We start from the raw sequence: 13,734 nt of genomic DNA on the forward strand, positions 1-13,734 counted from the left end.
TTAGGCATTTATAATAATTTTTTCAAAGATAAACATATACTTTTTAAAGAGAAGAATATTTTTAGAACATTACTTTAGATAAATTCATTATAAAATTACTTAGAGAAAATATTTAATATTGAAAATAAAAATAAAACATGAAATATTGCTGGTTGAAACAATGTTAAATGAATATTCATCATAAAATTAATATTTCATTTTTTATTTTAAATGAAGATTCAATTAATTTTTCTAGTTTAAATATTTTTATTATATCTTCCATTTTAAATGTGGCCTTAATATTTAACATGAGGCCTAATCTATTATTAGTTCCATTATAAATTTTTAGAATTTCATTGAAATCAGAAATTAAATCATTTGTTAAAAAATAAGAATAATATCTATGGAAATTAGAAATATCTTCAAAAAAAAACTCATAGTTGTCTTGCAATTGTTTCTTTCCATAGTTGTGTGGTTACCATATTTCCGATATAACTCTCCTTATTAGTATCAATCAATTTAATTTTATTTACCATCATTGGCCATTTTCAAGATTGTATTCTAATCTTTTCATTTCATCATAAGTTACTGTAGATTTATACATCTCCTCCTATAAATTGATTTCTTTAGCTTTTAATGCATATTCTGAATAATTCATCTCCATTCTATATAACTTACAATTTTTTTCACAAGCAATATCTTTGAAATAATCAAGATATTCCTCATTAAATTTAACACCTAAATATATTTTAGAAGGTTTTAAAGGTAAAAACTTCTCATCAGATATTAATCTCCATTCTCTTTCATATCTCCAGTCTTTATATTTAATCAGCAAATTTAATTTTTTATCAGTTTTGTCAACCTTTATAAGTGGGAAAAATGTTTCATGATAGAAAACAGGAAATAACTGTTTTTTGATTTTTTCTTCAATTTCAGATGTGTCATATCCAATACAGAACCCTTGATGCTGATTTGCATAATGAGACCACATTAAAATTGAATCATGAATTTCACTTAAACAACTGACTTTAAATTTTATTCTATTTTTAACATAATAATCATAGAAAAATTGTTGATTTTCATCTAAAAAGCCATCCATTATACCCATATCAATATTTATGTCTTTATACATTATTTCTTTATTGGACACTATATTTGGGTCGATACCAGCTTTTCTAATTAGGGTGTCTGTGTATAGTTCAATAATTTTTTGTTCTAAACTTTTTTTGGTGTCCTCTTTGAATTTTTCAATATCTATGCTAAAAGCAGAATCATAAGGGTCGTTAAAGTTATAAGGGTTACTCAAATAAATTTTTTCATTTTTTAAGGCATCAACATGTTTATTGCATTTGATGTTTTCATTTTCATAGATGGAACGGTATTGATATAATTCTTTAGGGATATGTTTTTCCCTTTCATGTATGATTGAATAGATTTGATCTAACTGTAAATTAAGATTTTTTTTTAAAATAGTGTTCACTTCCTTTATTATCAATTTGTTTTGATGTCTTTTAAAATTTTAGCTTTTAAAATGTTGTCGTACTTTCATCTGACCTAACATAACCAAGGCTATCTTCATCAAAGCGATTTTAAAAATAACCCCAATAGTAAAATGTTATAATTCATATTTATCTCGTTTATAAATATCTTTACCATTCATAAGATATACTCCCAATTCACTTACATTACTCATGGAGTGTTTTGTATTAATTGGAGGTGGATTAAAGATTGTCATACCAATTATTTTATCCAATACCTTAAAAATATCTTTATCAAAAATGCTCCCATCCTTAGTTTCTTTATAATACTTGATGAGGTTTTTAAAAGCTTTTTTGTTAATTTGTATTTTGTTATTTTCAACAATATCTCCTAAACTTTTAAGTCCTTTCTTTTCACCATTTTGGGGGTGTTTATAAATATTTTTAATTTCTTCTAAGCTAAAATTAGTTTCACATACTTCATTTATGGCTTTTTGCAATTCTTCGGGAGTATAATTGTCTAATTCAAAATCATATTCCCAAACATGTGACCATTCCTTAATCATTTTTTCATATTTCTCTTTACCTGATTCTAGATGTTTTTTTTCAATTTCTTTAATGTTTCTTCCATCAAATTTTTCAAATAATTCTTTTAAATCAAAAACTCTCCCCTCAAGTACACGTTCCGTAAGTTTATTTTCTGCATCTCCTAGAAAATAGGGTAAAGCTTGCCATTTATGCAAATTATAATTAATCAAATGTTTATAACTAGTTACAATATTATCCATATATTTTCTGGTGTTTTCATCTTTAATTCGAATATTTTTTCCATAAAAGTTAGAAACACCTCCAATATTAATAATTTCAATTCCTAAATTATCACATGAGATTGCATAAAATTTTAAGAACATGGGAAGCATTATCTCTTCGGTTTTTCCTTCAACAAAAACAACAACTTTCGGATGATAATTAAGATCGAGATAATTTGCAAGATAAAATAATCTTTTTTGATGGTTGTTGAATTCATATTCTCCAGTGATTTCATTGGTAAAATCTTCATTTCTACATCCTCTGATGCTTCTTCCAGTTTCTTTTGAGGGAATATTATTTTTTATATCCTCAGGGGACATGTCTATTTCATCCACATCAAAAATTTCTCTTCCTAAATGATGCTGGATGCATTCTTTAAGCATTTCTCCCCATTGTAAGTATTCAATTCCTAATCTTGTTGGTCCTTTACAATCATCTTTTTTATCCCACGCAATATTTTTCCATAATTGTATTGCAAAACGGCTTCCTAACATGTATTCTAATTTATTGCAGATTTCAAAGTAAGTATTGTATAAATCATCTTCTTTAGCGCCAATAACATCTAATGCTTCGTTTAAATTATATTTTTTTATTTTTTCATGATAGGTATTTCCATAGTTTGGATAAAAATATATGCCATTTGATTTACCGTAGGGGGAGTAAATTTGAGTAGTAATTAATAAGTTGATGAATTTTTCGATATAAATTTGATAAGAGTCAAAAAAGATATTATTTTTATTTTTAGAATCATATTTTAATAATTCAATTACATGGCATATTTGAAAAGTTGAATAAAAGGATTCAAATTTTCTTTTCCTTGCTTTTTTATCAAAAAACTTAGAAAATTCCATAAAATCTTTTTCTTGAGGTAAAAAAATATATCCTTCATTAAGTAGCTTATTAAAATCATTGTGATGTTCGGGGTGGAAATCTAGAGATATGAAAATATTTCGAGGTTTGTTTTTGAAATCTTTAACTCTAAAAATTGGATAAAACCAACCATTTTTCTCAAATTTTTCTAATTTATCTTGTGTTAATTTAATCCCTCTTTTATCGCAGAATTCAATGAAATTTTTCATATTTAATGGAGGATTTTCTACATACAATTCTTTTTTAAAGTAGTATTTTAAAAATTCATAATTCATTTTTCATTTCCTTTTAAAGTCACTATTCGATTTTATGATAGTTTTTGTATATCATTATTTTTATTATTAAGTAATAATATAGATAATATAATTATTTATTATTTAAAGGAAAAAATAAGTTTTCTTAATTTGTAAGTTTTTATTCATAATTGTTAATGTGGGTTAATATGTGGTTAGATAATTTTTTTGAATTATTATATTCTAAAGGTGGTAAAAAAATTAAAGAAGCATATGAATTAAAAAATCAAAAAATGCCTGAATTTCTTTATAAATATAAGTCCATTGATGAACTGGGACATACTTTTGATTTATTGGAAAATGATTTGATATTTTTATCCAATGCTAATAATTTAAATGATTTGTATGAGGGTGAAATTTTTTATGATAACAAAGAACTACTTTATAATAGATTCAAATCTTATGTTTTACCTTATTTTATGACAATAACTAAATTTAACCATGATCAAAAGGAACAAATAAAAAACTCTGAAAATCCTTATTTAGAGACAATGAAGTTAATTTATGAAACAGATTCTACTATTAATCCAGAAATTTCATTTAATGAATTTAATGATAATCTATCTAATTTCTTTTTAGACATATCTGATGATACTTACAAAAAGAGAAATGATGCAAGTAAAGAAAACACTTATTTAACTTGTTTTTCTGAAAATCATGATATAAAATTAATGTGGGCTCATTATACTGATTATAACAAAGGAATTTGCATAAAATATAATATTAAAGATCATGAAAATTTAATGCATATCTGTTATCCAATTAAATATGAAGATGGATATGATTACACTGAAGAATTGTCTAATTTTAAAGAACATATGTTTAAACTTGCATTTGATCCATATTTAAAAAAGGAAACTGATTGGAGTTATGAAAAAGAGTGGAGAATATTATTCAATCATGAAATTTTTTTAAGAAGTGCATTAAAGATTGGTGAAAACTATTTTCTTAAATTACCAAAACCTTCTGCCATATATTTAGGTAAAAGAATAGACAGTGAAAATAAACGAAAAATCTTTGATATCTGTAAAAAAAGAGAAATCTCACTTTATCAAATGGAAAAAGATACATGTGAAGCTAAACTTTATGAAATTGAAATTTTAAAATATTCTGAAAAAAATTTCGAAGACAAAATGTTTATTGTGGAATCTATTAAAAATAAGGCATATAAATCACTGATTCATAATTATTTTTACTATCCAATTTTAAGAATGGAAGATATAGAAAAAAGGTTTTCAAAAATTATTGATTCCTTTAATAATTTAACAGATGATGAAATACAGTTCTTTTTAGATGAATTATTATTTAAAAATAACATTTTTCCAGTTTTATATCCCTATTACTCTAATGTATTATTATTTTTGATAAAATTATATGATAATAAATCATTTAATCATATAACAACAAGTGATGGATTATCTATTGAAAAAAACTTAGAAAAATGGATTGGATATTGTATTTCAAATTTTTATAATAAAAAAATTGTAAGATACATGATTTTCTTTGAAAAATTATTTATGAGATTTTATAATCGTTATGTAATTCTCTCTGATAAAGAAAAAGAGAGTTATGAACGAGAATTATTTAACTATAAGTTAAAAAATAAATACGTTAAAATGATTGAAGAAGACATTGCTGGTGAATCCAAATTAATCCATCCATTCACAAATAAAGATTACAAGGAACTAATTAGAAACAATATTTTAGATAATATTCAGAGAGTGCTTGATTTATTTTATATTAATGGCAAATTTGATGAAGAAAGTTGTTATGAAGAATATCTAAAATTAAAATTAATGGTAGCAAAAATAGAACATAATACTGAATTACATTATCAAGAAATTTTTTTAAATTCAGAAAGCCACTACATATTTGATTATGACAATTTATTCAATAAATCATATGATATTCAATTAGAAAAATCTGGACTTGCGCTAACAATAAACAAACATGATTTACAATTAGTGTCTAATGAAGATAAGGCATTATTTGAAAATTTAGGAAAAATTAATTATAAACAACAAATCTCAAATTTCATTTTTGAATGTTGTGATGAATTAAATTTAAATTATAAAAAAAATATCGAAATAAATGTGGATAAGAAGTATTTTAATCCTAAAACTAATCCATATACAATTTTAGATTAATAATAACATAAGTTAGCCTATGAAATTATAAATGTAAATATTATCGAAAACCCCCTATTTCACCAATATTTCATTATATTTCAAATATAATAGGCATATGGTCACTTAACTTAAGCCATTTTTCAGCATCACCAATTTCCAGGCTCTTTACCTTATCTTTTGCTGCAAAAACATGATCTAAATGAAACGGCTTATCCAAGTGCCTGTACATGTAAAATGTCGCCTGTGATTCCTCGCCTTCCTTTTCATTATTTATATGATGATATAAATCTGAAAGACCGCATTCAGCAAGCTTTTCAATCACTTCATTGACATTTTTGGCATGTAAACCCTTTATTCTTGCATCACAATTGAAATCACCGCATATAATCATGTCTTCATTAAAGAATTCTGAACCTTTGTGTTCTTCATAGTATTTTGTAATCTCTTTTGGATAATGAACCGTTTTTGTCCCATCCATATCCGGATTCGTCCAAACTCCTAAAAGGTTAAAGTCATCATTAACGTTAACGGGAATGAAATATCTAAGTCCCTTGGCGTCCAAATCAACCAATTCCAGTTTTACATCACTTTTAGCAAATATCCCAAGACCCTTAATCGGGTTTTCACCAACCCAGAAATAATTCGAAGCAAACTCCACATAATCATCCGAATCAATCGTTAATGGATTTTCGCATTCCTGAATTACATAAATATCAGCATCCTCTTCAAGGATTGCTGGAAACTTTTCTGAAAACCTGCCGTTGGCATTCCATGTAATTATTTTCATATATATCACTTATTCATAAAATGGCTGTGCTCCAATTTTCCAGACAGTAGTAAACTCATCTACCTCTTCAACAATTTCAAATTCTGTCAGAGGTGCAATAAAAGTATTAAATGAATCTTCACCCACAACACTTCCAACAAAAAGTATCCTTTTACCTTCAGGTATCAATAAAATATTAGTATATTTTAATTCCTTTTGAAAATCCGGATTTGTACTGGCTCTAAACGGAACATGAGGTACAAATATTCCGTTTACTGCCTGTTCTTTCATGAAGTTTTCGTCACTTCTAAAAACAAGTGAAATATTCTCTTCAAGTACAACGGAATGTTTTTCTAAAATAGCTAAAATATTTTTAATAACTTCCTCTTCCTCATCCGCACTTTCAAATAAATTCAAAAATGAATCAATTGGCATTCCGGCTTCAAGATTAGTTAATGGATTAATTGCAACAAGAGAATATTTATCTGTCTGCTTTAGCATATCAGCCAAATCCTCCATGTAAAATGCAATACAGGAACTTTGAAGACCTGTGCTTTCCATTAATTCAGTGCTTGTAAAAAGAGGAACCGCTCTTTTATCGCCTTCTAGTTTCAGGTAATTTATACTGAATCCTGCGTTTTCACCAACGGTTCTAGTTTCACCAGGTTTTGAATCTTCAATTCCTTTTAACCATTCATCACTTAATATAATCGGCATGAATAGCTGTGATTCTTTAAATAATTTCAAGAATTCTTCTTTTTTTGCAGGTTCTACCAATCCTGCATCCATTTCTTTTAGTAATTCTTCCAGTCTTGAATTATCGACTCCGCTTTCTTGTTTAATTTCATCTTTCATTTATATCACCATTCTTAAATAAAATCCCCTTTAGGCCGTGCTTCAATTCCAAGTTTCTTATACATTCTTCGAGTATTTGGATTGGATTCAATAGCTAAATACTTACTCATATCATCCCCATGCTTAGGAATAACCTCATTTTCCATCCAATACTTCTTAACTTGAGGAGGCTGAGCTCCAAAGTTCCAATAGGATTCATCTACACTAAAACCTGTCTTTTCCACAATGTCCCTTAAAATCTTATGAGAACGCTTATATGGACTTGCAGTAATCAAAATAACATAATTGTCCTTAATCAGTTCAATCAAATCCGTTTCATACCTTTGCGATTTGATTTTCTTCTCCAGAGGATAATTCCAAATCTCTTTAGAATTTGCAATTAAAGTATAGTTCAAATCCAAAAGGATAATCTTGTCCTTATCTATTTCCACCTTATCCTCATTAATAGGATCTTCTGAATCATCAGCTGAGAGTTTGATTCCGCAGTAATCACAGAATTCATTACCTCTTTTATTTAAAGCCCCACATACCCGACAATAGCTGATGTCCAAAACCAATGGCACATGATCAAATTCCGTTTGGTCCTTTATAATGTAGCAGTCATTGAGATTTTTTCCCAAAGCTTTTGAAACCAGAAAGTAATCAAGCCTTATGCCCCTATTCTCGGCTTTAAGCTTTTTATTCTTCCACCAAGTATAATTGTCACCTTCGGGATGGAACTTGCGAAATGCATCAATGTATTCTTTTAGGATTTCATTGAACCAATCCTGTTCTTCGGGCATGAATCCAGACTTGTTCTTCATAAGTTCCGGTCTTTTAGCATCAATTTCTGCTGCCATCCTGTTAAAGTCACCACAGACAATAACTGGCTTTTCAGAATTTCTGAAATATTCACTGAATTCATCATAGAATCTGTATTTGCGGTTTAATTTCTCTTTGGAACCTGCACCTGAAGGCGAATAAACATTAAAGAGGATGAAACCTTCAAACTCGAATCGGATAACTCTTCCTTCAGCGTCAAATTCCTCATCATCAAATCCCATTTTAACAGATAACGGCTCCGTTTTGCTATATATGGCGGTTCCATAAAAGTTTGAACTTTTAATGGCGGGATAACTGTAAAGGACATACCCGTCAAGATTTGGTACATTTTCAGTCTTAATTTCCTGAATGCATAATATATCAGGGTTTTCGCTTTTGATAAGTTCATTTAGGTTCCCGCTTTCATATACGGACTTTATTCCATTGACATTCCATGAGATAATTTTCATATGATACCTCCTAATTATCATTGATTATTTTTACAATATCGAATTCTATAGATGAGTATCGGCTTAAACAGAATAAATATTCACCCTGAATAACATTTGGAATTTTATCCTGCAGTTCGGATGCTGATGACGTCAATTCATGTTTCGTATAGTCATTGTTTGCCACATAACCAACTTTTTCATCACTGAGATATACGGCTATTGCATCATTATCATGTTCATTATCGGGTTCCTTAACAAGCTTTAACGGCATGCCTGGTTTAAGTTTTTTACTGTTTTCGTAAAATTTCGTTCCGGTGAGCGTAAATAATTCATTTTTATCGCTTGATTTTAAAATTTCAAGATTTTTCTGATATTCCTTTTCATAGCTGATATAATAGTTAATCTCATCCCTTTTATAAAGATACCTGTCAAGATTTTCCTTACTATTCTCGCCCGGAAGAGTATTAATTGCCTTTAAGATTTTATCCAGGGCTTTTCCTAACATATCCAATCCGTTCGGCAGTTTTTTTGATTCATCAAGCAGATCATTTGCCCATTTAAGAAGAGTTCTTGCCTTATTGTCATAAACGGCATTCTCCGGATGCAATTGCAGTGATTTATCATAACACCCCAGTGCTTCATCATATCTATTCAAATCCTCTAAAATAAGCCCTTTCAGGTTCCAGCTGCTTGAACTTCTGTCATACAAATCCAGAGATAAATCAATATAATGAAGAGCCTCTTCACTTTTAAAGTCATTATAATAATCCCATGCCATTTTTGAATATTCATCACTTCCGGAATTGCCTGATTCACTCTTTTCCTCTTCAACAACATGGTCTCCAGTCCAGTTTTGAGCATCCATCCACCCGTCACTGGTATAGTCAACCGGATCACCTATCTGCCATCTTCTACCCATATATTTATCCCCATTATTTTTTTAATTTAAAATTGGTTCCATCTGATGGTATCCATCATAAAACTCACCGTCACCGCCATAATGGTCTAATTTTCCCTGCAAAACGGACATTTCATATTTAAACACTCCTCAATACAAATCATATTCATCGCTCAGCTTCATGTTATCCACATCAAGGTCATATACCGCAAGCCCGCCGTCGCCGGTATCGAAACGCACATAAACTCTTATCTTGTCGGTGAATACAAAGTCATAGCGGTTGTCATCAAGGGCAATGTCGTATCCTCCGTCGGAGTTCCTGTATGTAAAGCCGGTTTTCATTTCGGTGTCTTTAACCAGTTTCTTGAAAGATTCTGCAGCATGAAGCTTTTCATGGTCATGGGTGACTTCAACGTCGTCAAAAATCCTGCCGCTTGCATACGGCGCATAGATGCATCTGTAAATCGTCTTGAAGTACTTATGTTCCTTTTCAAATATGAAATAGAGTTCCTCAAAGCCTCCTGAAATCTCTACAATCCTGGAGTCGTTTGATTTCATAAGATAAAGTGATCTTGAAGTCAGCTCTGCAATCTTTGCATCATCCAAAACGTATTTTCGAAGGATTGAGGGAATTTCCTCTGCAAGCTCTTCGGGGGATTTATTCGGTGTCTGATTAAGGTCCTTTCCGCATTCTGTGCAGTAGTCGTAATCTGAAGGATATGCCCGATTGCAATCCGCACATACTTTAATATTCATATTGAAGCGTTTGATTATTCCCAACGCATCATCAAAGTCATCGTCCAGCTGGTTCACTTTCCAGCAGCACAAATCAACCACAAAGTACTCATCGAAGCGATGTCTCGCCCAGGACCTTTCACGGCGATTCATTCTCGCATAATCCTTTAAAGCCAGCTTAAACGAATAGAATGCGTCGTCATAGTCTTCGTTTTTGTGTTTCCACATTGCCCGGTTCATGTCACCATTGAAATCGTCTATAACGTCATCTTCATCGTCTTCATCGTCATCCAGATAACGCATATATTTTAAATCCGGAACACCGATGTCGTTTCCGTCCCCTGCAGGGTCGCCTACTTGCCATTCTCTCATATTGAATATGTATATATTAACAAGTTAATAACAATTTCCATAATAAATTGCTTTTCAGATACATCACATTCCAAAATCAGATTAAATTTAGAAAAGCATTGAAGTTAACGTAAAAGTCAGATAATTAAAATCATGGTTATGAATCAAACTTTCCTTTAATCAAGGCTAAAGTCAAGCATCATACGAGAAATCAATTATCATTGCGGAGAGTTCACTCAGCATAAACATCTTCATTCCTGTTCTGGAAGAACTTAATGACTGCCGGCACAAGTAGAATCACGAAGAACGGAAACATGAAGAAATTCAAAAAGTTTGAAATCTGCGGTGTGAAAGCGCTTTTAATCAGTGGATATAAAATCTTCATAAGTATCAGATAGCCGATATAAGCTCCACCGACCCTTAAGATTCTGCGCCCAATCGGTCCTTCGCATGAAAAGTTAATAAATCTCCTCTCGATAACCCATGAAATCAGTATGCCCAAACAGAATCCGGCATCCTTATACCCCTCAACAGCCATTTTTACCGGATCAACTATCAGTTTACCTGCGGCATCATAATCCATCGGATATGACTTGAATGTGGCATAGACTATAAGCAAAACTGAAAATACTATTCCCCCAACCAGCAAAATCAAATCGAAATTTGGATTGTCCCCAAATCTGTCAAACAGCTTTGCGACAACAAGAAGTGCCACAAGGGCAACTATCAATCCAACAACTATATCCAATAAGGTGTGCACTCCAAGGTAGCAGCGGGAAAAACAAATCAGAAACAGACAGATTACTGATAAAACCTTAAACCATTTTGTGAAGTTTCCCTTCAGAGATATTCCAAGAAACAAAACTCCCGAAGAGGTTGCATGTCCGCTCGGCAACGAATATCCGGTCGCATCCTTTAAGGCTCCTTCGAAAGGATGAATTTTAGGATATTTCACCCACGGGCGATATACGCATGATGTAAGCTTGATGAAACTGTTTAAGATACGTGAAAATGCCAAGGATACCAGGAGGTATTCGCCGAATTTCTTGTCATAGACCCAGTAAATAATTCCTATTAAAAAGAGTATTATATGAATATTTCCAAATTCAGTACACTGCATGAAAAACTGGTCAAGAAAGCCTCCGGAGGCTTCACGCAATCCTTGAAGAAACAACAAAAAACCACTCGTAAACATCAAAACTCACCATCTTATACATATTATATGTCCATCATCTTTTAAAAAAGTTTGGCTTTGTATACTTGAACCTTCCCGACCTCTAAAAAGTAGGGGAGGTTCAACAATAGAATTATAAAAAAAGAGGCAATTTTTTGAAAAAATCAAGTATGATTATTCCATATTGTCCCTGACGCTTTCGCCCTTTTCGGTTAAGCGGTACAAACGGCCTTTTCTCATTTCCGGATTCATGCATTCAACCAGGTCATGCTTTTTCAATTGCTTTAGGGTTACGGATACGTGATTCGGTACGATATCCGCCTTTTTGGCAATCTCTGAAGGCATCCTGGGATATCCCTCAAGGGCCTCAAATACCTTCTTCCTGTACTTTGACTGATTCACGTATTTGATTTCGCTTTTCATTTCATTAAGTTCCATAATCAAAACACCTTATTTGAATTTCAAGTTGTCAACCGCATGGATAAGCTCCGCCATATGCAGGTCCTTGATTTTCTGGTCTATATAGCTGTTTTCCTCATAGTAAAATGCCGGAACCCCGTTCTGGTTCAGCGGGTCTGTCAGATAGGTTTCGCTTGTCGTGAAGTATGGATTGTAATAGGAAACGTTTTTAGTCATTGAAGACACGTTTCGCCCGTAGGACTCGCCAGGCATTCCGTCCAGCGCGCAGAAAACGAATGTATCATAAGCATACACTCCACCGTGGGCGTGAACGTCAACGCATAATTTATAGCTTCCGTTTACTACCTGAGGATAAACGTAGTTGTATGCAAGCTCCTGTCCTGCCTGCCTTCCCGGCTGGTCATCAGGTGATAATTGACCGTAGGCGCTGAAATCCTCGGAAACGTTGATGACGTAAATGTCATAGCAGTAGCTCAGGTTTTCCGTTTTCGGAAGCAGATTCAGCAGAGTCCGGTGCGTATCATTTTCCAGAGGATGCACTCCCACAACGTATGCTATCTTTTCGCCAGAGGTATTTCCTATGTTTTTGATAACCTCGACTGAGCCTGTGGAATCGTTTCCTACAAGCTCGCGCGTCACTGCCGTTGCGTTATCAACCGTTGCATCCTGGTGCACCACGACATTGAGATGGACAAAAAGCCCAACTCCAATGATAATCAATATGAAAACCAATTTATTTTTTCTTGAAAACATTAGTTTAATATTAATTCCTTTTAGTAAATAAACTTTTAATTATTTATCAGCTCCCCAAGACGGCAGACATTAAATATTACGATTGCACATATATTTACACGGAGGAGTTAAAGTGAACATCAAAACACCAATAATAATGGAAGCAGTATTTATTTTAATAGCTTTAGTAATCTATCTCGTCACTTCAAATACCTTTTTCATTTTCAATTTCCTCTATATAGGATCCGCCATTTCCATCGGACTCTATTTCATGGCCAAAAACAACAGATACGCAAGAAACATTATAATGCTGGCTGTCGGAAGCTATCTGTTTTTTTATCTCGGAATCTTAGGTCATGAAAACTTATCCATGAGCGGATTTTGGTATTATCTGTTTTTAGGTGTTTTTGAAGCGGCAGTAATTCACTTTTTAATTGCAAAGATTCTTGGACCGCTTCTCTTTGGCCGTGGATGGTGCGGATATGCGTGCTGGACGGCGATGGTGCTTGATCTGCTTCCATATAAGACCCCACAAAACCCGAGGAAAAACTGGGGATATATAAGATACGTGCTGTTTCTTGTGATATTGTGTGTTGTCTCTTCAATATTCATTTTAAAGATATCCAATCCGGATTTGATAATATACTATCTTTTCATTGCCGGAAATTTAGCCTATTATATCATCGGAATCATATTGGCATATAAGCTTAAGGATAACAGGGCATTCTGCAAATACGTCTGTCCGATAACCGTGTTTTTGAAGATTTTCAGCTATTTTGCACTTTTAAGGGTGAAAGTTGATGAAGACCTCTGCGTTGACTGCGGCAAATGCATCAAATCATGCCCGATGGACGTTGACATGCTAGACAATTCAAGAAAAAGAGAAAACGCAACTGAATGCATATTATGCCTTAACTGCGTTCACGCATGCTCAAAGGACGCATTGAAACTATAGTTCAAATCAGATATTGGCCGGTTGATGATTAGAATT

At 32.0% G+C, this 13,734-nt stretch carries 13 protein-coding genes; 2 read left to right on the plus strand and 11 right to left on the minus strand.

Going from position 1 to position 13,734, the window contains the following annotated elements; translation table 11 throughout:
* Positions 1–178: 178 nt before the first annotated feature.
* The 3 genes from F3G70_RS06875 to F3G70_RS06885 form a co-directional block, all read right to left on the minus strand.
* Complete coding sequence (locus F3G70_RS06875; protein ID WP_149731965.1) at positions 179–430, minus strand: hypothetical protein; 252 nt, start codon at positions 428–430, stop codon at positions 179–181.
* A 159-nt stretch (positions 431–589) separates the two neighbouring features.
* Positions 590–1,474 carry a DUF2971 domain-containing protein gene (locus tag F3G70_RS06880; protein WP_149731966.1) on the minus strand — a complete coding sequence of 295 codons (885 nt, stop codon included), beginning with the start codon at positions 1,472–1,474 and terminating at the stop codon, positions 590–592.
* 120 nt (positions 1,475–1,594) lie between these two features.
* A complete protein-coding gene (locus tag F3G70_RS06885; RefSeq protein WP_149731967.1) occupies positions 1,595–3,412 on the minus strand; it encodes a TOPRIM nucleotidyl transferase/hydrolase domain-containing protein in 1,818 nt (605 codons plus the stop codon).
* Between the two features lie 167 nt (positions 3,413–3,579).
* Here F3G70_RS06885 and F3G70_RS06890 point away from each other — a divergent pair, with 167 nt between their 5' ends.
* Positions 3,580–5,577, plus strand: a complete 1,998-nt coding sequence (locus F3G70_RS06890) for a DUF2971 domain-containing protein (protein ID WP_188118107.1) — start codon at positions 3,580–3,582, stop codon at positions 5,575–5,577.
* Between the two features lie 73 nt (positions 5,578–5,650).
* On the opposite strand, the gene F3G70_RS06895 is transcribed toward F3G70_RS06890, so the two are convergent.
* From F3G70_RS06895 to F3G70_RS06930, 8 genes are all read right to left on the minus strand, one after another.
* Positions 5,651–6,346, minus strand: a complete 696-nt coding sequence (locus F3G70_RS06895) for an endonuclease/exonuclease/phosphatase family protein (RefSeq protein ID WP_149731969.1) — start codon at positions 6,344–6,346, stop codon at positions 5,651–5,653.
* A 9-nt stretch (positions 6,347–6,355) separates the two neighbouring features.
* Positions 6,356–7,180: an SseB family protein gene (locus tag F3G70_RS06900; RefSeq protein ID WP_149731970.1), complete on the minus strand. Its 825-nt coding sequence runs from the start codon at positions 7,178–7,180 to the stop codon at positions 6,356–6,358.
* A 14-nt stretch (positions 7,181–7,194) separates the two neighbouring features.
* Entirely contained in the window at positions 7,195–8,451 is a 1,257-nt protein-coding gene (locus F3G70_RS06905) for an exodeoxyribonuclease III (protein WP_188118108.1), read from the minus strand.
* A 10-nt stretch (positions 8,452–8,461) separates the two neighbouring features.
* Entirely contained in the window at positions 8,462–9,352 is an 891-nt protein-coding gene (locus F3G70_RS06910) for an HIRAN domain-containing protein (protein WP_149731972.1), read from the minus strand.
* A 129-nt stretch (positions 9,353–9,481) separates the two neighbouring features.
* On the minus strand, positions 9,482–10,438 hold the full coding sequence (locus F3G70_RS06915; protein ID WP_149731973.1) for a hypothetical protein: 957 nt from the start codon (positions 10,436–10,438) through the stop codon (positions 9,482–9,484).
* Positions 10,439–10,649: 211 nt separating this feature from the next.
* On the minus strand, positions 10,650–11,612 hold the full coding sequence (locus F3G70_RS06920; protein WP_149731974.1) for a phosphatase PAP2 family protein: 963 nt from the start codon (positions 11,610–11,612) through the stop codon (positions 10,650–10,652).
* Positions 11,613–11,765: 153 nt separating this feature from the next.
* Positions 11,766–12,029, minus strand: a complete 264-nt coding sequence (locus F3G70_RS06925; protein ID WP_149731975.1) for a helix-turn-helix domain-containing protein — start codon at positions 12,027–12,029, stop codon at positions 11,766–11,768.
* Between the two features lie 12 nt (positions 12,030–12,041).
* Complete coding sequence (locus F3G70_RS06930) at positions 12,042–12,764, minus strand: hypothetical protein (protein WP_149731976.1); 723 nt, start codon at positions 12,762–12,764, stop codon at positions 12,042–12,044.
* A 112-nt stretch (positions 12,765–12,876) separates the two neighbouring features.
* Here F3G70_RS06930 and F3G70_RS06935 point away from each other — a divergent pair, with 112 nt between their 5' ends.
* Entirely contained in the window at positions 12,877–13,698 is an 822-nt protein-coding gene (locus F3G70_RS06935) for a 4Fe-4S binding protein (RefSeq protein ID WP_223166037.1), read from the plus strand.
* The last annotated feature ends 36 nt before the right edge of the window (positions 13,699–13,734 follow it).

This window comes from Methanobrevibacter millerae (genome assembly GCF_900103415.1).
Classification (GTDB): domain Archaea; phylum Methanobacteriota; class Methanobacteria; order Methanobacteriales; family Methanobacteriaceae; genus Methanocatella; species Methanocatella millerae.